Genomic DNA, 21739 nt, shown 5'->3' with positions numbered 1-21739 from the left:
CATATGAGCGCCACCTCCTCCGCGTCCTACGACCGCTCCTCGGCCACCCGTTTCCCGGCCGCCGTGGATTCCGCGCTGCGCACCGCCGGCTGGGAACCCGGCCGCTGGGACATCAAGCAGGCCGAGTACTGGGCCGACGCGCTGCGCGACCACACCACTCCCGCCGGGCACCGGCACACCGTCTTCCCCGCCGCCGTGGAGGCCTGGGCCGAGTTCGGCGGGCTGCGCATCAGCGCGCCCGGGCCGGGCCGCCAGATAGCGCCGGTCCCGGTGCGCGTCGACCCCCTCACGGGCCTCCACCTCGCCCGTACCTTCGCCGACCTCGGCCGCGCCCTGTCCACCGAGCTGTGCCCGCTCGGTGTCGACGCCGACGCCGGCTCCCACCTGGCCATCGACCGCGAGGGCCGCGTCTACGGCATCGACCACACCGGCGACTGGTACCTCGGCGGCGGCCTCGACGAGGCCCTGACCCTGCTCCTGACCGGCCTCCAGCCCACCCGCCTCAGCACGGCCTGACCCCCGGCCCGGCTCCCCCGCGCCCGGGGCGGGCCGTCCGCGCGCGGCGACAGCGGCCGCCCCGCCCGCGCGGACGGCCCGCCGGCGACGCTCAGGCCCGGCTCACGCAGGGCAGGACCGCCGAGACCTTGAACCCGCCGTCGTCGGTGGGGCCGGAGACGAACACGCCGCCGAGCCCGAGCACCCGCTCCCGCATCCCGACGAGCCCGTTCCCGCCGCTCGGCAGTCCGGGCTCGGCGGCCTTGCCGTCACAGGGCCCGTTCTCCACCTGCATCGCGACCTCCCCGTCGCGGTGCGCCAGCCGTACGACGACCCGCGCGCCCGGGGCGTGCTTGTGGCAGTTGGTCAGCGCCTCCTGCACCACCCGGTACGCCGTCTGCTCCACCTCCGCCGGATAGCCGGACCCGGACCCGGCCCCGGCCCCGGCCCCCGCCGGGTCCGCGGACCCCGCGCCGGCGGCCCGTACGTCCAGCTCCACGACCATCCCGGCCGCCCGGGACTGCCCCACCAGCGCTTCCAGCTCCGCCAGCGAGGGCCCGTCCTCGAAACCGCCCGCCGGCGCCGCGACGGCGACCGCCGCCGGTTTCGGCGCCTCGGCCCGCAGCACCCCGAGCATCTCCCGCAGCTCCGTCAGCGCCTGCCGGCCCATGTCCCCGACCAGCGCCGCGTTCCGCGCCGCCTTCACCGGATCCTTGGCCGCCACCGCCTGGAGCGCCGCCGCGTGCACCACCATCAGCGACACCCGGTGGGCCACCACGTCGTGCATCTCCCGCGCGATGCGCGTGCGCTCCTCGGTGCGCGCCCACTCGGCCCGCTCCTCCGCCCGGTCCGCCAGCAGCGACAGCTCCCGCTCCAGCGAGTCCGCCCGTTCCTGCAGGCTCTCCATCAGCCGCCGCCGGGCTCCGATGTACAGCCCGAACAGCACGGGCGGCACGGTCAGGGCCACCGCGACGAAGACGGACAGCGAGATGACGAGCGTCGGCTCGTCCGCGGCGCCCTCGCGGGTCCGCAGGTACATCACGACGAAGGTGGCGGACATGGACATCGACGCGAGCGTGGCGGTGATCCGGCGGGGCACCTCGGAGGAGGCCAGCGTGTACAGCGCGACCACCGACAGCAGGAACCCCATGGCGGCCGGTGTCACCGCGATCCCGACGAGCACCACGGCGATCGGCCAGCGCCGCCGCAGTACGAGCGTGGCCCCCACCACGAACCCGAACAGCACTCCGACGGCGCCCGGAAGCCCGGCCTCCCGGGCGAACTGCACGCCCTCCAGGGCGCACTCGGCTGCGGACACCGCGCCGAGTCCCACGTCCAGGACGGCTTCCCGCCGCCGCTCCCACCACCAGGGCCCGTCTCGCCCGGCCCCGCCCCGCTCGTCCCCCGTATAGGTCATGCCGTCCAGCCTACGCAGGAGCCCCGGCGCGGGGACCCACGCGATTCGCGCGGAGCCGGGGCGGGACACGTCCCGAAGGGCTCCCCTTTGTACCGTCGCGTGGAAGGCGCCCGGTGCGGCATAGTAGTGCCGTCGACTCGACCAACAGGGAGTAATGTCCGGTTAAGTCGCACTTAGTCCCCTGTGGTGTAATTGGCAGCACTGAGGCTTTTGGTGCCTTATGTCCGGGTTCGAGTCCTGGCGGGGGAGCTCCACCACCTTCGGGTCCTGACCACTGGTCGGGACCCGCCTTTATTTCCGCCCCCTGACCCCCCGGTATCCTTCACGGGTCCACCACCCAAAGCCGAAGGGCACACCCGTGAGCGCCAACCGCCCGGCAGCCGTCGTCGTACTCGCAGCGGGTGAAGGCACCCGCATGAAGTCGGCCACTCCCAAGGTCCTGCACGAGATCTGCGGGCGGTCGCTCGTCGGACACGTCGTGGCCGCCTCGCGCGAGCTCGACCCCGCGCACCTCGTGGTCGTCGTCGGCCACGCCCGCGAGCAGGTCACCGCGCACCTCTCCGCCGTCGACGCCGACGTCCGCACCGCCGTCCAGTACGAGCAGAACGGCACCGGCCACGCCGTCCGGATGGCCCTCGAAGAGCTCGGCGGCCCGATCGCCGGGACCGTGGTCGTCGTCTGCGGCGACACCCCGCTGCTGACCGGCGCCACCCTGGCCCAGCTCACGGCGACGCACGAGGCCGACGGCAACGCCGTCACCGTGCTGACCGCCGAGGTCCCGGACTCCACCGGCTACGGCCGGATCATCCGGGGCGAGGACGGCGCCGTCACGGCCATCGTCGAGCACAAGGACGCCACCGACGCCCAGCGCGCGATCCGCGAGATCAACTCCGGCGTCTTCGCCTTCGACGGCGCCCTCCTCGCCGACGCCCTCGGCAAGGTCCGTACGGACAACAGCCAGGGCGAGGAGTACCTCACGGACGTCCTCGGCATCCTGCGCGAGGCCGGCCACCGCGTCGGCGCGGCCGTCGGCGCCGACCACCGCCAGATCCTCGGGATCAACAACCGCGTCCAGCTCGCCGAGGCCCGCGCGCTGCTCAACGCGCGCCTGCTGGAGCAGGCCATGCTCGCCGGCGTCACCGTGGTCGACCCGGCCAGCACCTTCGTGGACGTGACGGTGACCTTCGGGCAGGACGCGATCGTCCACCCGGGCACCCAGCTGCTGGGCGCCACCCACATCGCCGAGGGGGCCGAGGTCGGCCCGAACACCCGGCTCAAGGACACCGTGGTGGGCCCGCGGGCGCGCGTGGACAACACGGTCTCGGACACCGCCGTCATCGGCGAGTCCGCCACCGTCGGCCCGTACGCCTACCTGCGCCCCGGCACGAACCTGGGCCTGAAGGCCAAGGCCGGCACGTACGTCGAGATGAAGAACGCGACGATCGGCGAGGGCACCAAGGTGCCGCACCTGTCGTACGTGGGCGACGCGACGATCGGCGAGTACAGCAACATCGGCGCCGCCAGCGTGTTCGTGAACTACGACGGCGAGCACAAGCACCACACCACCATCGGCTCACATTGCAAGACGGGCTCGGACAACATGTTTGTGGCACCCGTCACCATCGGGGACGGCGCCTACACGGCCGCCGGATCCGTGATCACGAAGGACGTGCCGGCCGGCGCCCTGGCCGTGGCACGGGGCCAGCAGCGCAATATCGAGGGCTGGGTGGCCCGCAAGCGTCCGGGCAGCGCCGCGGCGACGGCGGCCGAGTCGGCGGCCCCGGAGGACTCCGGCACCCGCTGAGGCACCGCCGAGGTGAACTGACCGGAAACAGGTACGTCCGGGACGGCGTACCGTGATAGCTGAACGCAATTCGGCTGGCTCACCGTGTGCGGGACGGACGCACACGGGGGCGAGCAGCTTTCCACACGTCTGAGGAGACAGTGCTGTGACCGGGATCAAGACGACCGGCGAGAAGAAGCTGATGCTCTTCTCCGGCCGCGCCCACCCCGAGCTGGCCGAGGAGGTCGCACACCAGCTGGGAGTCGGCCTCGTGCCGACGAAGGCCTTCGACTTCGCGAACGGTGAGATCTACGTCCGCTTCCAGGAGTCGGCTCGCGGCGCGGACTGCTTCCTGATCCAGAGCCACACGGCTCCGATCAACAAGTGGATCATGGAGCAGCTGATCATGATCGACGCGCTGAAGCGCGCGTCGGCACGCTCCATCACCGTGATCATCCCCTCCTACGGGTACGCCCGTCAGGACAAGAAGCACAAGGGCCGCGAGCCGATCTCGGCCCGCCTGGTGGCGGACCTGCTGAAGACCGCGGGCGCGGACCGCATCCTGACGGTCGACCTGCACACGGACCAGATCCAGGGCTTCTTCGACGGCCCGGTCGACCACCTCTCGGCCCTGCCGGTCCTCGCGGACTACGTGGGCGCCAAGGTGGACCGCACCAAGCTGACGATCGTCTCCCCGGACGCCGGCCGCGTGCGCGTGGCCGACCGCTGGTGCGACCGTCTGGACGCGCCGCTGGCCATCGTGCACAAGCGCCGCGACAAGGACGTCGCCAACCAGGTGACCGTCCACGAGGTCGTCGGTGAGGTCAAGGGCCGCGTCTGCGTCCTGGTCGACGACATGATCGACACCGGTGGCACCATCTGCGCCGCGGCCGACGCGCTGTTCGCGCACGGCGCCGAGGACGTCATCGTGACGGCCACGCACGGCATCCTGTCCGGCCCGGCGGCCGACCGTCTGAAGAACTCCAAGGTCAGCGAGTTCATCTTCACGAACACCCTGCCGGACCCGTCGGACCTGGAGCTCGACAAGATCACGGTCCTGTCGATCGCCCCGATGGTGGCGCGCGCGGTCCGCGAGGTCTTCGAGGACGGCTCGGTCACCAGCCTGTTCGAAGAGCAGCAGTAACAGCGGGCACGGGTAACAAGGACCACAGAAGATCCTTTTGAGGTACGGCCTCCCGGCCGGGTAGACTCTGCGAGTTGCTCGGCGAGGGAGGCCGTACCTGTTTCCGGTACGGACGCTCCGTTATCGACGCGCTCTTCGTAGCAGGCCGTTCCGGCCGGGTGACTGTCGTCCATTTCCGTCACCCCACGAGGAGTGAGCATGTCCGAGGTCAAGCTTTCCGCCCAGATCCGTGACACCTTCGGCAAGGGCTCCGCCCGTCAGGCCCGTCGCGACGCCCTGACCCCCGCCGTCATCTACGGCCACGGCACCGACCCGAAGCACGTCAACGTCGACGCCCACGCCCTTCAGCTGGCGCTGCGCACCCCGAACGTCCTGATCTCCCTGGACCTCGGCGACGCCGGCACCGAGCTGGTCATCCCGAAGGCCGTGCAGAAGCACCCGCTGAAGCGCTCCGTCTCCCACGTCGACTTCCTGATCGTCAAGAAGGGCGAGAAGGTCACCGTCGACGTCGCGATCGTCACCGAGGGCGACCTGGCCGCCGGCGGCAACATGCTGGAGACCCTCCAGAACACCATCTCCGTCGAGGCCGAGGCCACGCACATCCCGACCGAGGTCACCGTCTCCATCGCGGGCCTTGAGGCCGGCGCGACCATCCACGCCTCGGACCTGGTCCTCCCGAAGGGCACCACCCTGGCCGTCGACGGCGACATCGCCGTCCTCCAGGTCGTGGCCCCGCAGGCCGAGGAGCCGGCCGCCGAGGACGCCGAGGGCACCGAGGCCTGAGCCTCGCCCCTCCACCCCCTCAGCAGTTGCTGACCGACCGCCGTCCGGCTCCACTGGAGCGGGACGGCGGTCGTCCTCGTTAAGGAGCACGGATGTCGGACGACACGGCGCCCTGGCTGATCGTCGGCCTCGGCAATCCCGGCGCGGAGTACGCGGGCAACCGCCACAACATCGGGTTCATGGTGGCGGACCTGCTGGCGGACCGGATGCGCGGGAAGTTCAAGGCGCACAAGGCACGGGCGCAGGTGGTCGAGGGCCGGATGGGTCCTCCGGGACCGGCGAACCGCCGGGTGGTGCTGGCCAAGCCCATGTCGTTCATGAACCTGTCGGGCGGGCCGGTGACGGCGCTGCGCGACTTCTACAAGGTGCCGCTGGAGCGGATCGTCGCGATCCACGACGAGCTCGACATCGACTACCCGACGCTGCGGCTGAAGCTGGGCGGCGGGGACAACGGGCACAACGGCCTGAAGTCGATGACGAAGTCGATGGGCCCGGACTACCACCGGGTGCGGTGCGGCATCGGCCGCCCGCCCGGCCGCATGCAGGTCGCGGACTTCGTGCTGAAGGACTTCTCGTCCACGGAGCGCAAGGAACTGGACTGGTTCGTGGACCGCGCCGCCGACGCCGTGGAGTGCCTGATCGCGGAGGGCCTGGAGCGCGCCCAGTCCTCCTACAACTCCTGACGGTTCCCGCAACGCGAAGAAGCCCCCGCCGGACCGGCGGGGGCTTCTTCGCGTACGGGGCGCCGAGCGCCGGTCAGCCGGTGTTGCGCAGGCCGGCGGCGACTCCGTTGACGGTGAGCAGGAGCGCCCGGGCGAGCAGCGGGTCGGCCTCCTCGCCGCGTTCGGCGGCGGCGCGCTGGCGGGCCAGCAGGGAGACCTGGAGGTAGGAGATGGGGTCGAGGTAGGCGTCGCGGACGGCGAAGGTCTGCTGGAGGACCGGGTTGGAGTCGAGCAGCTGCCGGCCGCCGGTGATGCGCAGGACCTCGCGGACGGTGAGCTCGTGTTCGGCCTGGATGCGGTCGAAGACGTGCTTGAGCTCGTCGGGGACGAGGGTGTCCACGTAGTGGCGGGCGATGCGCAGGTCGGTCTTGGCGAGCGTCATCTCGACGTTGGAGAGGAAGTTGCGGAAGAAGTGCCACCGCTCTCCCATCTCGGTGAGGGCGTGCTCGCCGCCCGCCTCGCGCAGGGCCTTGAGGCCGGAGCCGACGCCGTACCAGCCCGGAACGATCTGGCGGGACTGGGTCCAGCCGAACACCCACGGGATGGCGCGCAGGCCGTCGAGCCCGGCGCCGGAGTCGGGCCGGCGGGAGGGCCGGGAGCCGAGGTGCAGGTCGGCGAGCTGGTCCACGGGGGTGGCGGCGAAGAAGTACGCGGGCAGGTCCGGGTCCTCGACGAGCGCGCGGTAGGCCCCGTGGGCCGCGTCGGAGACGGTGTCCATGGCCGCGTCCCAGCGGGCGAGGTCGTCGTCGGACTGGCGCGGCGCGGTGTGCAGGGCGGAGGCCTGCAGGGTGGCGGCGACGGTCAGTTCGAGGTTCTCGCGGGCGAGGGAGGGGACGAGGTACTTGTCGGAGATGACCTCGCCCTGTTCGGTGACCTTGATCTCGCCTTCGAGGGTGCCCCAGGGCTGGGCGAGGATCGCGTCGTGCGAGGGGCCGCCGCCGCGGCCGACGGTGCCGCCGCGGCCGTGGAAGAGGCGCAGCCGCACGCCGTAGCGGTGGGCGACGTCGCGGAGCCGGCGCTGGGCGCGGTGGATCTCCCACTGGCTGGTGGTGATGCCGCCGAACTTGGAGGAGTCGGAGTAGCCGAGCATGACCTCCTGGACGTCGCCGCGCAGGGAGACCAGGCGCCGGTAGGAGGGGTCGGCGAGCATCTCGTCGAGGATGACGTCGGCGGCGCGCAGCTCGTCGGTGGTCTCCAGGAGCGGGACGATGCCGATCTTGGCCCAGCCGGCGTGCAGGTCGAGGAGGCCGGCCTCGCGGGCGAGGACGGCGGCGGCGAAGACGTCGTCGGCGCCCTGGCACATCGAGATGATGTAGGACTCGATGACCTCGGGGCCGAACTTCTCGAAGGCGTCCTTGATGGCGAAGAAGACGCCGAGGGTCTTCTGGCCGGCCGCGTCGAGGGGCGCGGGGGTGGGGGCCAGCGGGCGGCGGGAGCGCAGTTCCTTGGCGAGGAGCTTGCCGCGGTAGTCGCGCGGCATGTCCGCGTAGCGCCAGGACTCCTCGCCGAGCCGGTCGAAGAGCTGGCCGAGGGCGTGGTGGTGGGCGTCGGCGTGTTCGCGTACGTCCATGGTGGCGAGCTGGAGGCCGAAGGCGGCCAGCGTGCGGATGGTGCGGTCCATGCGGCCGTCGGCGAAGAGGGCGCCGCGGTGTTCGCGCAGGGAGGTCTGGATGAGGGTGAGGTCGGTGAGGAGCTCGGCGGTGCCGAGGTAGTCGCGGCCTTCCTCGTGCGGGGTGCCCTTGGCGAGGCGTTCGCGGGTGTTGACGAGCTTCTGGCGGACGCAGGTCGCCTTGAGGCGGTACGGCTCCTCGGCGTTCAGCCGCTTGTAGCGCGGGCTGATCTCGGGGAGGCGCTCCAGGTCGGCCTGGAGGGAGGCGAGGAGTTCCTCGGTGGCGCCGGTGTAGCGGATCGAGTTCGACAGCAGCCCGCGCAGGAAGTCGACGAGTTCGAGGGCGTCGGTGATGCCGTGCTCGTGCTGGAGGATCAGCACGTCGCGGGTGACGTCGGGGGTGACGTTGGGGTTGCCGTCCCGGTCGCCGCCGATCCAGGTGCCGAAGGTGAGGGGCCGGGTGCCGGGGGGCAGCTCGACGCCGACGCGCTGGAGCTCTGCGGCGAGGTCCTCCAGTACGTCCCCGACGGCGCCGGCGTGCAGCTCGTCGAGGTAGTAGATGGCGTTGCGGGCCTCGTCGGCGGGCTCGGGGCGCACGACGCGGAGCTCGTCGGTCTGCCAGACGAGGTCGATGTTCTCGGCGAGGCGCAGGTCGTGGCGGCGGCGTTCGCCGGCGCCGGCGGCGGGCTCCTCCAGCAGGGCGGCGATGCGGCGCAGCTTGTTGAGGACGCTGCGGCGGGCCGCCTCGGTGGGGTGCGCGGTGAAGACGGGGCGGACGTTGAGGTTCTTGACCGTCTGGCGCAGGTGCTCGGGGTCGGCGTCCTTGAGCATGTCGGCGGTGCGGGCGAGGAGCCCGCCCTCGGCGGCGCGGTGGGCGCGCAGCTCCTTGCCGCGGTGCACCTGCTCGGTGACGTTGGCGAGGTGGAAGTAGGTGGAGAAGGCGCGCACCAGCTTGGCGGCGGTCTCCAGATCGGTGTCGCCGAGCAGCTCGGCTGCCGCGATGCCGTCGGTGCGGGTGAGGGCGCGGACGCGTTCGACGAGGTCGAGGAGGTCCTGGCCCTCCTGGCGTACGAGGGTCTCACCGAGGAGGTCGCCGAGGCGGCGGATGTCCGCGCGCAGCTCGGCGTTCGCGGCTTCGGCGCCGGATGCCGTGGCGGAGGTGGAGGGGGCCTGGTCAGCACTGCTCACAGGTGCGGCTCCTTGCAGTGTTTCGAGCGCTACTGGGAGGTGGGTCCCGGGGTGCGCGCGGCGGTACCTGGGGGTACCTCCACCCTGATGCGCAGCTCGGGCTGCCCGTGCGGACCGCGCTGTCCGACGAGAACAGGATAGGCGGACCGTCCCGGTGACCCCGCAATCGCGACCGGTTGCCGGGGGGTCGTCTCGAAGGGTGGTCATCGTCGGCCGCGCTCCCCTTGCCCGTGGGCCCGGCTTTGCCATACTTACGATGCCGTAGGTTACGGACCCGTAGGTCCGCGATCAGGGCACCCGCCGACTCCTCACCCCCCAGGGGATGCCCCATGACCGTCAGCCCGGACTTGATTGAGGACGCAGCGGCGCCCTCCGATGCGACCGGGGCGCCATCGGCGACCCTCGGCGGCGAGAAGAAGCGTTCCATCGAGCAGATCGCCCTGCTGCTGTTCATCACCGTCCCCTTCGTGGCGCTGCTGGCGGCGATCCCGCTGGCCTGGGGCTGGGGGGTGAGCTGGCTGGACGTCGGTCTGATGACGTTCATGTACTTCCTGGCCTGCCACGGGATCACGATCGGCTTCCACCGTTACTTCACCCACGGTTCCTTCAAGGCGAAGCGGCCGCTGCGGATCGCGCTGGCGGTCATGGGGTCGCTGGCGGTGGAGGGTCCGGTGGTGCGCTGGGTGGCCGACCACCGCAAGCACCACAAGTACTCCGACCACGAGGGCGACCCGCATTCGCCGTGGCGGTTCGGCGAGACGGTGCCGGCCCTGATGAAGGGCCTGTGGTGGGCGCACATCGGCTGGCTGTTCGACGAGGAGCAGACCGACCAGCAGAAGTACGCGCCCGATCTGGTCAAGGACCCGGCGCTGCGGCGGATCTCGCGGGACTTCGTCTACTGGACGATGCTCTCGCTGGCGATCCCTCCGCTGGTGGGCGGTCTGGTGACGATGTCCTGGTGGGGGGCGTTCACGGCGTTCTTCTGGGGCTCGCTGGTGCGGGTGGCGCTGCTGCACCACGTGACGTGGTCGATCAACTCGATCTGTCACGCGGTGGGCAAGCGGCCGTTCAAGTCGCGTGACCGCAGTGGCAACGTGTGGTGGCTGGCGGTGCTGTCGTGCGGGGAGTCCTGGCACAACCTGCACCACGCGGATCCGACGTCGGCGCGGCACGGCGTGCTGCGCGGCCAGGTGGACTCCAGCGCTCGGCTGATCCGCTGGTTCGAACAGCTGGGGTGGGCGTCGGACGTGCGGTGGCCTTCGGAGTCCCGCATCGACGCCCGGCGCAAGGAAAAGACATCGAACGCGGCATGATGGGGGACGTGGCGATCGACGGCAGCAGTTCCAGCAGTGACAAGCCCCGGCGCGGCCGCCGGGTCCGGATGACGGGTGCCGAGCGGCGCCAGCAGCTGTTGGACATCGGCCGGGCCCTGTTCGCGGAGAAGGGCTTCGAGGGCACTTCGGTGGAGGAGATCGCGGCGAAGGCCGGGGTGTCCAAGCCGGTGGTGTACGAGCACTTCGGCGGCAAGGAGGGCCTGTACGCGGTCGTCGTGGACCGGGAGATGCGCCAGCTGCTCGACGGGGTGACGGGCGCGCTGACGGCGGGCCATCCGCGGGAGCTGCTGGAGCAGGCGGCTTTCGCGCTGCTGGATTACATCGAGAGCTATACGGACGGATTCCGGATCCTGGTCCGGGACTCGCCGGTGGCCCAGTCGACGGGCACGTTCGCCTCGCTGATCAGCGACATCGCCACGCAGGTCGAGGACATCCTCGGGATGGAGTTCAAGAACCGGGGCTTCGATCCGAAGCTCGCCCCGCTGTACGCGCAGGCGCTGGTGGGGATGGTGGCGCTGACGGGTCAGTGGTGGCTGGAAACGCGCCGCCCGAAGAAGGCGGAGGTGGCCGCGCACCTGGTGAATCTTGCCTGGCACGGGCTGGACGGCCTGGAGGCGAAGCCGCAGCTGGTGGGCCGCCGCAAGAGCTGAGGGCGCGGCCGGATCCCTACGGTGCCCGGGTCTTGCGACCCGGGCACCGTCACGTCCGGAGACAGATTCTGAACGTGATCAAAATTCCCCGGGAAATCACTACTGACTCTCCCGTCCCGGAGGTACTCTTCAGTTACTTCCCGGGGGGGTAATGGCAAACCTCTGTGCAATGTGCTGCGCTTCAGCGCGCCCTGCGCGAGTGCCTTCAACCCGGTTTCGCCTGCTTTTTTCAACAGGGAGACCTCTTGTCTTTCATGCGCCCCAAGCGCTCCGGCCGTCTCGCGGCCTCCACCGCCGTCGCCCTCGCGGCCGGCATGCTCCTGGCCGGCCCCGCCTCGGCTGACGGCTCGCCGAAGGCTCCGGCCGAGCGCCCGCTGCCGAAGGTCGACATGCGCGGCCACGGTGCGCAGCTGAAGACCGCGCCGCCGGCCGCGTCGAAGCCCAGCAGCAAGCAGAAGCTGCAGCGCGGCGCCGACGCCCCGGCCACGGCCACGGTCGGCAGTGCCTTCGCGGCCCGGTTCGACGTGGACCAGGACGGCGAGGACGACCTCCTGTACCGCACGCTCAGCGGGGAGCACTTCCTCAAGAAGTCGACCAACCCGACGGCGGCCGACGAGCCGTTCTACATCCAGAAGGCCAACTACGACGAGGACTTCAAGGACCTCATCCCGGCGGGCGACCTCAACCACAACGGCTACCCGGAGCTGCTGACGCTGTCGACCACCGGGCGCCTGTCCATGGTCGAGGCCGGATCCACGGTCGGCACCGGCGGTGTCACGTGGTCCAGCGGGGGCTGGAACGCGTACAACAAGATCGTCAACGCCGGCGACCTGACCGGCGACGGCAACGCCGACCTGCTGGCCCGCAGCTACACCGGCGTGCTCTACCTGTACCCGGGCAACGGCCGGGCCGGGTCGGACACCCCCTACGGCGACCGGATCCAGGTCGGCGGCGGCTGGGGCAAGTTCGACCAGATCCTCGGCGGCGGCGACTTCAACGCCGACGGCAAGGCGGACCTGCTGGCCACCACCCCCAGCGGCGAGATGTTCCTCTACACCGGCACCGGCAGCGCCAACGGCGCCTTCGCCGACGGCGTGAAGAACGGCTCCGGCTGGACGGTCTACAACCAGGTCAGCCTGATCGTCGACAAGACCGGCGGCACCTGGGTGCTGGGCCGCGAGCTGTCCGGCACCGCGTACATCTACGCGGCGACGGGCAACGGCCTGCTCAGCGACCGCCACCAGTACGGTCCCAACTGGGAGTTCACCAACCTCATGGCCGGCCAGGGCGGCATCCCCGCCCACGGCAAGTCCGAGGTCATCGGCCGCAGCGGCAGCTCCCTGTACGGGTACGTCGGCAAGCAGAACGGCAACTTCGCCGACCGCTTCACGATCGGCGCGGCCGGCGACTACCCGTCCGAGTTCGGTCTGGCCCTCACGTCCTCGCTGACGGTCGAGAACCGCGGTGACCTGCTGCTGACCTACGACGGCGTGCTGTACGGCCCGAAGGGCGAGGTCGGCGGCGGCTGGGGCATCTACAAGTCCCTGCTCGGCGTGGGCGACCTGAACAACGACGGCTACGGCGACCTGCTCGCCCTGGACAAGTCGAACGTCCTGTGGCTCTACAAGAGCGTCGGCGACAGCCAGCACTTCGCGGACCGCGTCCGCGTCGGCGGCGGCTGGGGCGGCTACAACAAGCTCCTCGGCGCCGGTGACATCACCGGTGACGGCCGCGCGGACCTGGTGGCCCGCGACTCCGACGGCGGCGCCCTGTGGGTCTACCCGGGCACCGGCTCCGGCTCGGCCCCGCTCGGCGACCGCGTGAAGATCGGCACCGGCGGCTTCAACAGCTTCAACAAGCTGGTCGCCGTCGGCGACATCACCGGTGACGGCCGCGGCGACCTGCTGGGCGTCGACTCTTCCGGCACCGCGTACCGCTACGCCTCCACCGGTCTGCAGGGTCTGAGCACGTTCTCGGGCCGCGGCACCGTCGGCGGCGGCTGGAACACCTACGGCGAGCTCTTCTAAGCGCTCCCGCACCGCACGGCACGACGGCGCCCCGTCACCGGATTTCCGGTGGCGGGGCGCCGTCGTTCACCCCCGGCGGCCTCGGCCGGCCAACGGCTCCAGGAACTCCAGCCGGTTGCCCACCGGGTCCTCGGAGTAGAAGCGGCGGTGCCCGGGCAGATCTTCGTCCCACACCACCTTCGCGCCGCGCTCCTCCAGCCTGCGCGCGTACGCCGCGATGCCCGTCACCCGCAGCCCGGGGTGCGCCTTGCGGGCGGGCCGGAAGTCCTCCTCCACGCCCAGGTGCAACCGCACCGGCCCGGCTTCGAACCAGCAGCCACCGCGGGCCGCCAGTACGGGAGGCTTGGGGACCTCCGTCATGCCCAGTACGTCCTGGTAGTACGCGCGCAGCCGGTCCTCCGATCCGGGCGGCGCGGAGAGCTGCACGTGGTCGACGGCGGCGAGCACGCTCAGACCTCCCTGCGGGCGACGGCGAAGACCCGGCGGAACGGGAACACGGTGCCGCGGGGTCCCTGCGGGTACGCCTCGCGCAGCAGGTCCCGGTATTCGCCGAGGAACTCGTCCACGGCCCCGCGGTCGTCCCCCAGCGCGGTGAGCACCGGCCGCAGCGCGGTTCCCTTGACCCAGTCGAGCACGGGGTCGGGCCCGGAGAGCAGCTGGTGGTACGTGGTCTCCCAGATGTCGGCGGCGCAGCCCAGCTCGGTGAACCGGGCCAGGTACTCGGCGGGTTCGAGGATGTGGACATAGCGCGCGCCGTGGCCGGCGAGGCGGGACCGCCAGCGCGGGGCCTCGCAGAGTCCGGCGAGCAGCGCGTGGCTGGGCGCGGTGAAGTTGGCGGGGATCTGGAACGCGAAGGTCCCGCCGGGGCGCAGGCCGTTGATCCAGGGGGCGAAGGAGCCGGGGTGGCTGGGCACCCACTGGAGGGCGGCGTTGGAGACGATCAGGTCGTAGGGCTCCTCGGGGAGCCAGCCGCCGAGGTCCGCGCGGCGGAAGTCGAGGCTGCCGCCGCCGGCGGTGGGGCCCGCGTACTCCTCGGTGGCGCGGTGGAGCATCTCCCGGGAGAGGTCGTAGCCGGTGATGCGGGCCCGGGGCCAGCGGTCGGCGAGGAGCGCGGTGACGTTGCCGGGGCCGCAGCCGAGGTCGGCGATCCGCGGGGCGGCGGTGGGGAGCTCGGGTATCCGGGTCAGCAGGTCGAGGAAGGGGCGCGTGCGGTGCCCGGCGTGCCGGAGGTACTGCTGGGGGTCCCAGGTCGGTGCGGAGGGCGTGGCGGGCCGGGCAGTCCCGGCCGACGCGATATCGGAATGCATGTTCGAGCCTCCCTACTGGTGGGGCGATCGGAAGCGGAAGCGGTTCCGGCCCCTCCATGCCCCATGCTCGCCCACAATATATCTCGACGTCAAGATTCTTGAAATCGAGAAGATCGACATGAAGAGACTTCATATCGACAGACCCCTTACACTGATCGGCATGGAGGACGAGGTCGACCGACTGGTCGCGGCATGGCGGCGGGAGCGCCCTGACCTCGACGTGGAACCGCTTGAGGTGCTCAGCCGCGTCAGCAGGCTCGCGCGCCACCTCGACCGCGCCCGCAGGCTGGCCTTCTCCGAGCACGGCCTGGAGCCCTGGGAGTTCGACGTCCTGACCTCGCTGCGGCGCGCCGGCGCGCCGTACCAGCTCTCCCCCGGCCAGCTGCTGACCCAGACGCTGGTCACCTCGGGCACCATGACGAACCGCATCGACAGGCTCGCCAAGAAGGGCCTGGTCGAGCGGCTGCCCGACCCCAACGACCGGCGCGGGGTCCTGGTCCGGCTCACCCCCGAGGGGCGCGACCGCGCGGACCAGTCCCTGGCCGGGCTGCTGGCCCAGGAGCGGGCGATCCTCGCCCAGCTCTCCCGGGGCCAGCGCGGTGACCTCGCCGGGCTGCTACGCCAGTTGACCGCTCCGTTCGACAACATCCCCGGCTAGTTCAGCGGGCCGCACGCCGGCCCGCCGGGCCAGGGCCACCGCGGCCAGCGTCGAGTGCACGCCGAGCTTGCCCAGCACGTTCTGCATGTGGGTGCGGACCGTGTGCGGGGACAGGAACAGCCGGGCCGCCACGTCCTTGCGGCCCAGGCCCGCCACCATGCAGCGCAGCACCTCGTGCTCGCGCGGGGTGAGCGACTCCACCAGCCGCTCGCTGTCGGTGCGGTGCTTGCGCGCCGCCGTCAGCTCGCGCAGCACCCCGGTCAGCAGGGCGGGCGGCAGGTGCGTCTCCTCCCGCAGGACACCCCGGATCACGGCGAGCAGCCGCGACAGCGAGGAGTCCTTGGCGACCCAGCCGCAGGCCCCGGCCTGGAGCGCCAGGGCCGCCCGGCGGGGCTCGTCGCGCTCGGCGAGGACCACGGTGCGCACCCCGGGGTGGGAGACCCGCACCCCTGCGACCAGCGCGATCCCGTCCGAGCCCGGCGGTGCCCCCGAACCCGGCTCCCGCTGGGCGGGCACGCCCCCGGCGGCGCCGAGGTCGGCGTCCACGAGGAGGACGTCGAAGCGGCGGCCCTCGGCCACCGCGCGTTCGAGGCAGCGCAGCGCGGCGGGGCCGCTGCCGGCCGCGGACACGTCCACGTCCGGCTCGGCCGCGAGCGCGGCTGCGAGCGATTCGGCGAAGATGCGGTGATCGTCGACGACGAGAACCCGGATACGAACCACAAAACCCCCAAGGGTCGGGGAACGGACGACGGCGGGTACGGCGCCCGGGACCGGGTGATCCGCAGGCGTCGCGGCCGCCGCCGAGACATCTCTGCACTACCCCGGACCGGACGTCGTACCCGACTTGTCTCGACCCCTGAATCAACACCGGCCCCCACCGGTGTCACGCATCAGCGTAGGGCCGGGCACGGGTCGCGGTTGGCCGAATAGCAGAAGTTTTCCGAGCGATTTTCGGGAGCGGGCGCTCCGAACATGCTTCATGGTGGCTTGAAATGGCCCGTCACGGGGGCGGGGATGGCGCTTTGGTGCCCGGCGCGTGCCCCGGGCAGTTGCACGGGGGGCGATTCACCCGGCGTACGCACGCCGGGCGCCCGCGCACAGCGCCCCCCGAGGGCGTGCGCCGAAATCCGGGCGCCCCCGCGCCCCGGCTCAGGAGGAAGCGTTCCGCGCGAAGTTCCAGGCGTCGGTCACCATGCCGGTGAGGTCCGAGCGGGTCGGGGTCCAGCCGAGCCGCTCGCGCGCCGTACGGGTGGAGGCCACCAGCACCGCCGGGTCGCCGGGGCGGCGCGGGGCGACGATCTCCGGGATCTCCCGCCCGGTGACCTTGCGGACGGTCTCGATGACCTCCCGGACCGAGAAGCCGCCGCCGTTGCCGAGGTTGCACACCAGGTGCTCCCCGGGCGTCGCGACCCGCAGGGCGCACAGGTGGGCCCGCGCCAGGTCGGCGACGTGGATGTAGTCGCGCACGCAGGTGCCGTCCGGGGTCGGGTAGTCCTCGCCGAACACCGAGACGGACTCCCGCTGTCCGAGGGCGACCTGGAGGACCAGCGGGATCAGGTGGGTCTCCGGGTCGTGCCGCTCGCCGAGCTCCCCGTACGCTCCGGCGACGTTGAAGTAGCGCAGGGACACCGCCGCGAGGCCGTGCGCCGCGCACTCCCCCGCGATCATGTGGTCGACGGCCAGCTTCGAGGCCCCGTACGGATTGGTCGGCGCGGTCGCCGAGGTCTCGGTCAGCGCGCCCTGCCCCGGATCCCCGTAGGTGGCGGCCGTGGAGGAGAACACCAGTTTGCCCACCCCCGCCGCGCGCATCGCGGTCAGCAGGGCCAGGGTGCCGCCGACGTTGTTGTCCCAGTACTTGCCGGGGTCGGCGACGGACTCGCCGACCTGTGAGGAGGCCGCGAAGTGCAGCACCGCGTCGAAGGAGGGGTCCAGGTAGCGCGCGGCGTCCTGGATCCGGCCGTGGACGAAGGACGCGCCCCGCGGCAGGCCCTCCCGGAAGCCCGTGGTCAGGTCGTCGAGGACGACGACCTCGTGCCCGGCCTCCAGGAGGTGGGCGGCGGCGACGCCGCCCACATATCCCGCGCCGCCGGTGACCAGGTACTTCGATGACGCCGTCTCGCTCACGCGCTCGCTGCCTCTCGCGGGGAACCGCACGCGGGAACGCGCGTGCCGATCACTGGCATACCCGATGCCGCCCCGCGGGGGAACCGTCAGGGCGTCGGAGTGGCCGAACCCGCCCGGTCCAGCAGGCCCGTCCGGGCCGCCAGCGCGGCCGCCTCCAGCCGCGATCCCACGCCCAGCTTCATCAGCACCCGCTGGACGTGCGTCCGGGCGGTGCTCGGCGCGATCGCCATCCCGGCGGCGATGAGCCGGGTGTCCTCGCCCTCCGCGACCCGGACCAGTACCTCCACCTCGCGCGGGGTGAGCAGCCGCAGCAGCCTGCTGCCCTCGTCGTCGGGCTGGGCGGCGGGGTTCAGCAGCTCCGCGAAGGCCCCCTGGAGCAGCTGCGGGGCGATGGCGACCTCCCCCGCCCGGGCCTTGGCCAGCGCCCGCTCGACGCCCTCGATGCGCTCGTCGTGACGGACGTACCCCGAGGCGCCGGCGGCGAAGGCGGCCGCGATCCCGCGCGGGCTGGGCACCGGGCCCAGGACCACGACGGCGATCTGCGCGCGCTCCCGCTTGATCCGCACGACGGGTTCGAAGACGCCCGGGTCGGCGGGGGTCGCGGTGCCGAAGAGACAGACCTCCGGGGCGCGGCTGATGACCAGTTCGGCGGCGCCCGCGGCCGGGGCCGCCGCCGCGAGCACCCGGTGCCCGCGCAGCTTCAGGGCCGAGGCGAGCGCCTCGGCCAGCAGCCGGTGCTCGTCGACCACCATGACCCGTACGCCCATTGAGGCACCCCACCCCCCACCCGTCTGACCCGGCAAGCTACACGCTTGTTCGACGTCGCGCGGGGGATACCGCGCAGAAGCCCCCGGAAGGACTGATCTTCCGGGGGCTTCGGCTTGCTTCGGTGCGGTCAGCTCGCGGTGAACGAGACGAAGAGGTAGCGCGGGTCGCCGCCGGGGGAGGACGGCTTGCGGGCGTACTTCGAGGCCAGGAACAGCTTGCCGTTGTGGTAGCGGAACTCCGCGTGGTCGACCAGGAAGGAGGTCTCGGCGCGCTGGCTGGTCTTCTCGGCCGGGTTCTCCATCAGGACGGTTTCCTTCATCGTCTTGCCGTCGATGCTGACGATCTGGCCGCCCTTGTCGTACGGGGGCACCTTGTAGACGATGACGTTCGACCCGTCCATGCGCAGCGGGTACAGGGTGTACCGCTCACCGGCGTCCGCGCGGTCGGTGGTCTGCTTGCCGGTCTCCAGGTCGAAGGAGAGCAGCTCGTTGGTCTTGCCGTAGGCCGAGGTGCCCTGGTGCTCGTACGAGGGCAGGTAGACCTTGCCGTTGCCGACCACCATGCCGGTGCAGCGCTCCACGTCGTTGGCGGGGCAGTCGGGGCCGAAGTTTCCCGAGGCGAGGCCGATGCGCGCCTTCAGCTGGCCGGCGTCGTCGAGGACGAAGAGGTCGCTGACGTTGGTGGCGTTCTTGGCGGTGTTGCCGACGTTGGCCGCGATGACCATCGGCTTGGTGGAGATGATGCCGGCGTAGGGGATGCCCGCGGACAGCTTGTACGAGTACTTCGGCGCGCCCGTGGTCGGGTCGAGGAGCTGTGCGTACAGGGTGGGCTCGCTGGCGCTGCCGCAGGAGCGGATCACGCCGAGGGCGTCGCCGCCCGCGTAGCCGACGTCCTTGCAGCCCTGGCCGTCGACCTTCGGGGTCCACAGGGGCTTGCCGTCGGCGAGGTTCCAGGCGGCGCCGCCGCCGAGGCCGCCGGCCGCGACGGTCTGGCCGCTGATGGTCACCTCGCTGAAGGTGACGGGCTTGTCGCCGCCGGTGGGGGACTTGGCGGTGGCGGACCACAGCAGCTTGCCGGTGTTCAGGTCGATGACGCCGACCTGGGTGCAGGCCGGGTACTTCTTCTCGGCCGAGGGCATGGCCTCGTCGAAGAGGACGGCCGACTTGTCGTCGGTGATGTACTTCGTGGCGCCGCAGACGTGGGCGGGGAGCGCGGTCTCCCACTTCTTGCCGCCGTCGACCAGGTTGTAGCCGACGATCTTGCCCACGTCGGACTTGGCGTAGACGGAGTCGGTGAGCCAGGACCCGTCCACGGTGACCTGCTCCTCCGGCTCCGGGAGGGGAACGTTGATCAGCGTCTTGGACTTGGTGCTGGCGGGCACCTTCTCGGTGCCGCCGGGCGCGGCCGGCTCCTTGCCCTTGGGGTCGCCCTTGCCGCCCTGGCCGTCGGTGGCGGTGGTGCTCGTGGTGCCTTCGTCGCCGGAGACGTACCAGATGCCGCCGCCGACGATGAGGACGATGGCGAGCAGCGCCGCACCGACGATCATCAGCTGGGTGCGCTTGTCGCCACCGCCGCCGCCACCGCCGGGGCCGGCCGGGGCCAGGGGCGTGGCGACGGTCACGGGCATGCCGGGGGCGCCGGGGGCGCCCGGCGGGCTGAACTGCCCGGGGGCGCCGGGCTGCTGCGGGTAGCCGTAGCCCGCCTGCGGGTACCCGTACGCGGGCAGGCGGGGGTCGGCCGGCTGCTGGGCGGCCGGCTGCTGCGGGGCCGGCGGCTGGGCCGGCGGCTGCTGCGGGGGCGCGGGCGGTGCGGGCGGTACGGGGGGCACCTGCGCGCCGAATCCGCCGGGGGGCGGATCCTGCGGGGCGCCGAACCCGCCGGCGGGCGGCTGGCTGGGGGGCGGCGGGATACTCATCGGGTGCTACTGCCTCTCGTGGGCGACTCGGTGGACTCGTTCACTTGCCGAAGGCCATCAGGAGCTTCTCGTCCTTGCCGCGGGCGAGCAGCCGGGAGGCGGAGATGAAGAACCGGCCGTCCGCGTAGTCGGCCCTGGGGGCGTAGAAGGAGCTCTCGATCGGGGCGGCGGGTCCCGACGGGTGGCGCAGGAGCACGGTGGGCTCACCGCCGGCGGCCGGGATGGACAGGACCTCGCCGCCCTGCTCCTCCTCGGCCTCGCGGTAGGCGATCAGCTTGCCGTCGGCGGCCTGGAGCGGGAGGAGGGTGCGCTTGTCCCCGGCGGGGGTGCGCCACTTGACCTTGCCGGTGCCCAGGTCGAAGGCGACGATCTCGTTGCCCTTGGCGTTGTCGGCGGCGGCGGTGGCCAGGTAGAGGTTGCCGGAGTCGACGGAGCCGGAGCAGCCCTGGAGGGTGTGGTCGCGCTTGCCGCAGTTGACCGGGAAGCTGCCTTCGCCGCTGACGGTGGTGCGGGGCTTCCCGTCGGGTCCGAGGACCACGATGGAGCGCTCCTTGCCGGCTTCGTCGCCGAGGTCGAGGACGATCGGGTCGACGGAGTAGACGCTCTTGACCCTGAAGCCCTTGGGCAGCCGGTAGGACCAGCTCTTCTTGCCGGTGGCCGGGTCGGCGCCCTGGACCTCGACGGTGCGGTCCGCGTCCTGGCAGGTGGCGACGCCGATGGCCTTGCCGTTGCCGAGGGCGTAGGCGCCGGGCTGGCAGCCGTCGCCGCCGTTGTCCGCGAAGAGGCGGTCACCGGTGCTGACCTTGTAGACGCTGCTCTTGATGAGGCGGTTGACGGCGACGAGGTCCCCGTCGAGGCTCAGGTCGATGTCGCTGCTGATGTCGAAGGCGCCTTCCTTGGCGACCTCCTTCGTCCACCCCTCCTTGCCCGTCTTGAGGTCGATCATCTTCATCCGGTTGCAGGAGGAGGTGTCCGAATCGTTTTCCCGGACGGCGATGACGGTCTTGCCGTCGGCCGTGGTCCGGCCCGCCCGGGCGCAGATCTCGGTCTGGAAGTCGAGCTTCCACTTCTCCTTGCCGTCGGTCACGGAGTAGCCGACGAGCGACTTCCAGACGCTCTTGACGACGGCGTCGCCGACGACCCACTGACCCGCCGACTCGACGCCCGCGCCCGGCCCGTCGATCTTGGTGGTCTTGAACCAGAGGACCTTGTCCTCGCCCTGCTTGCGGCCCGCGTTCAGATCCTCCTGGTCGCCGCTGCCGTTGCCGCTGCCGTCACCGGTGTCCACGGAGGCGGAAGCGGAGGGCGTCGGACCGGCGGGGGCGGAGCTCTGCGCGACGGGCGGCTTCGGGTCGTCGGAGCCGCCGCCCGCGAAGGCGAAGTACGAGCCGGCGCCGAGGACGAGGACGCCCGCGACCGCCGCAGCGATCAGTGCGGTCATGTTCCGCTTGGGCCCCGGGCCGGGGGCGCCGGGCAGCGGCGGGCCGGCCGGGAAGCCCTGCGCCGCCGGCGGGAAGCCGGGGGGAGCGGGCGGGAAGCCGGGCGGCGCGGGCGGGTAGGCGTAGCCGGGCTGCTGCGGCTGCCCGGGCTGGGCGGGCGGCTGCTGGGCGTACGGGTTGGTGCCCGCCTGCGGCTGGCCTCCCCCGGCCGGAGGGCCGGGCAGGTGTCCGTAACCGGAAGGTGTCGGCGGCTGGTTCGGCGGCTGGGGCGGCTCGGTCATCAGCGCATACCTTCGGCGTCGGGCGGGTCGAGGAGGATCACCTTTCTATCACCCGTGGCCGACATGCACCGGGCCGGTCCGACCCCTGTACCCAA

Annotated in this window: 18 protein-coding genes and 1 tRNA gene; 10 read left to right on the top strand and 9 right to left on the bottom strand. The window is 71.9% G+C overall.

The window, feature by feature from the left end; translation table 11 throughout:
- The first annotated feature begins 3 nt into the window (after positions 1-3).
- Positions 4-516, top strand: a complete 513-nt coding sequence (locus IE248_RS29700) for an SUKH-3 domain-containing protein (protein WP_008741867.1) — start codon at positions 4-6, stop codon at positions 514-516.
- 91 nt (positions 517-607) lie between these two features.
- On the opposite strand, the gene IE248_RS29695 is transcribed toward IE248_RS29700, so the two are convergent.
- Positions 608-1912 (bottom strand): sensor histidine kinase, encoded by a 1305-nt coding sequence (locus IE248_RS29695; RefSeq protein ID WP_190032192.1) that lies wholly within the window; start codon positions 1910-1912, stop codon positions 608-610.
- A gap of 177 nt (positions 1913-2089) precedes the next feature.
- Between IE248_RS29695 and IE248_RS29690 the strand changes: the two genes are divergently transcribed.
- The 5 genes from IE248_RS29690 (at position 2090) to pth (ending at position 6305) form a co-directional block, all read left to right on the top strand.
- A tRNA-Gln gene (locus IE248_RS29690) sits at positions 2090-2161 on the top strand.
- A 109-nt stretch (positions 2162-2270) separates the two neighbouring features.
- Complete coding sequence (gene glmU, locus IE248_RS29685) at positions 2271-3716, top strand: bifunctional UDP-N-acetylglucosamine diphosphorylase/glucosamine-1-phosphate N-acetyltransferase GlmU (protein ID WP_190032191.1); 1446 nt, start codon at positions 2271-2273, stop codon at positions 3714-3716.
- Between the two features lie 145 nt (positions 3717-3861).
- Entirely contained in the window at positions 3862-4839 is a 978-nt protein-coding gene (locus IE248_RS29680; protein ID WP_008741864.1) for a ribose-phosphate diphosphokinase, read from the top strand.
- A 198-nt stretch (positions 4840-5037) separates the two neighbouring features.
- On the top strand, positions 5038-5622 hold the full coding sequence (locus IE248_RS29675; RefSeq protein WP_190032190.1) for a 50S ribosomal protein L25/general stress protein Ctc: 585 nt from the start codon (positions 5038-5040) through the stop codon (positions 5620-5622).
- Between the two features lie 92 nt (positions 5623-5714).
- Positions 5715-6305, top strand: a complete 591-nt coding sequence (gene pth, locus IE248_RS29670) for an aminoacyl-tRNA hydrolase (RefSeq protein ID WP_008741862.1) — start codon at positions 5715-5717, stop codon at positions 6303-6305.
- Positions 6306-6378: 73 nt separating this feature from the next.
- Here pth and ppc read toward each other — a convergent pair whose 3' ends face one another.
- Entirely contained in the window at positions 6379-9141 is a 2763-nt protein-coding gene (gene ppc, locus IE248_RS29665; RefSeq protein WP_008741861.1) for a phosphoenolpyruvate carboxylase, read from the bottom strand.
- 329 nt (positions 9142-9470) lie between these two features.
- Between ppc and IE248_RS29660 the strand changes: the two genes are divergently transcribed.
- From IE248_RS29660 to IE248_RS29650, 3 genes are all read left to right on the top strand, one after another.
- Positions 9471-10454 (top strand): acyl-CoA desaturase, encoded by a 984-nt coding sequence (locus IE248_RS29660; protein ID WP_073795037.1) that lies wholly within the window; start codon positions 9471-9473, stop codon positions 10452-10454.
- A complete protein-coding gene (locus tag IE248_RS29655) occupies positions 10454-11125 on the top strand; it encodes a TetR/AcrR family transcriptional regulator (protein WP_008741859.1) in 672 nt (223 codons plus the stop codon). The genes IE248_RS29660 and IE248_RS29655 overlap by 1 nt, the downstream gene beginning before the upstream one ends.
- Before the next feature lie 254 nt (positions 11126-11379).
- Positions 11380-13152: an FG-GAP repeat domain-containing protein gene (locus IE248_RS29650; RefSeq protein WP_229895616.1), complete on the top strand. Its 1773-nt coding sequence runs from the start codon at positions 11380-11382 to the stop codon at positions 13150-13152.
- A gap of 66 nt (positions 13153-13218) precedes the next feature.
- On the opposite strand, the gene IE248_RS29645 is transcribed toward IE248_RS29650, so the two are convergent.
- The gene (locus IE248_RS29645; protein WP_190032187.1) at positions 13219-13599 is read right to left on the bottom strand and encodes a VOC family protein; all 381 of its coding nucleotides are present in this window, start codon (positions 13597-13599) and stop codon (positions 13219-13221) included.
- Between the two features lie 2 nt (positions 13600-13601).
- Positions 13602-14459 carry a trans-aconitate 2-methyltransferase gene (locus IE248_RS29640; RefSeq protein WP_073795032.1) on the bottom strand — a complete coding sequence of 286 codons (858 nt, stop codon included), beginning with the start codon at positions 14457-14459 and terminating at the stop codon, positions 13602-13604.
- 160 nt (positions 14460-14619) lie between these two features.
- On the opposite strand from IE248_RS29640, the gene IE248_RS29635 reads away from it, so the two are divergent.
- Complete coding sequence (locus IE248_RS29635; RefSeq protein ID WP_073778511.1) at positions 14620-15117, top strand: MarR family winged helix-turn-helix transcriptional regulator; 498 nt, start codon at positions 14620-14622, stop codon at positions 15115-15117.
- Here IE248_RS29635 and IE248_RS29630 read toward each other — a convergent pair.
- The 5 genes from IE248_RS29630 to IE248_RS29610 form a co-directional block, all read right to left on the bottom strand.
- Positions 15076-15837: a LuxR C-terminal-related transcriptional regulator gene (locus IE248_RS29630; protein ID WP_073778509.1), complete on the bottom strand. Its 762-nt coding sequence runs from the start codon at positions 15835-15837 to the stop codon at positions 15076-15078. The two genes, IE248_RS29635 and IE248_RS29630, sit on opposite strands and share 42 nt — an antisense overlap.
- A gap of 429 nt (positions 15838-16266) precedes the next feature.
- Entirely contained in the window at positions 16267-17241 is a 975-nt protein-coding gene (gene galE, locus IE248_RS29625) for a UDP-glucose 4-epimerase GalE (RefSeq protein WP_190032186.1), read from the bottom strand.
- Between the two features lie 86 nt (positions 17242-17327).
- Entirely contained in the window at positions 17328-18008 is a 681-nt protein-coding gene (locus tag IE248_RS29620; protein WP_008741853.1) for a response regulator transcription factor, read from the bottom strand.
- Positions 18009-18136: 128 nt separating this feature from the next.
- Positions 18137-19924, bottom strand: a complete 1788-nt coding sequence (locus IE248_RS29615) for an outer membrane protein assembly factor BamB family protein (protein ID WP_190032185.1) — start codon at positions 19922-19924, stop codon at positions 18137-18139.
- Positions 19925-19964: 40 nt separating this feature from the next.
- Positions 19965-21644, bottom strand: coding sequence for a PQQ-binding-like beta-propeller repeat protein (locus tag IE248_RS29610; protein WP_190032184.1), 1680 nt, complete (start codon positions 21642-21644; stop codon positions 19965-19967).
- Between the last annotated feature and the right edge of the window lie 95 nt (positions 21645-21739).

This window comes from Streptomyces goshikiensis (genome assembly GCF_014650555.1).
Taxonomy (GTDB): Bacteria; Actinomycetota; Actinomycetes; order Streptomycetales; family Streptomycetaceae; genus Streptomyces; species Streptomyces goshikiensis.
The sequence above is the reverse complement of the archived record's forward strand: the minus strand, read 5'-3'. Positions and strand labels throughout refer to the sequence as shown.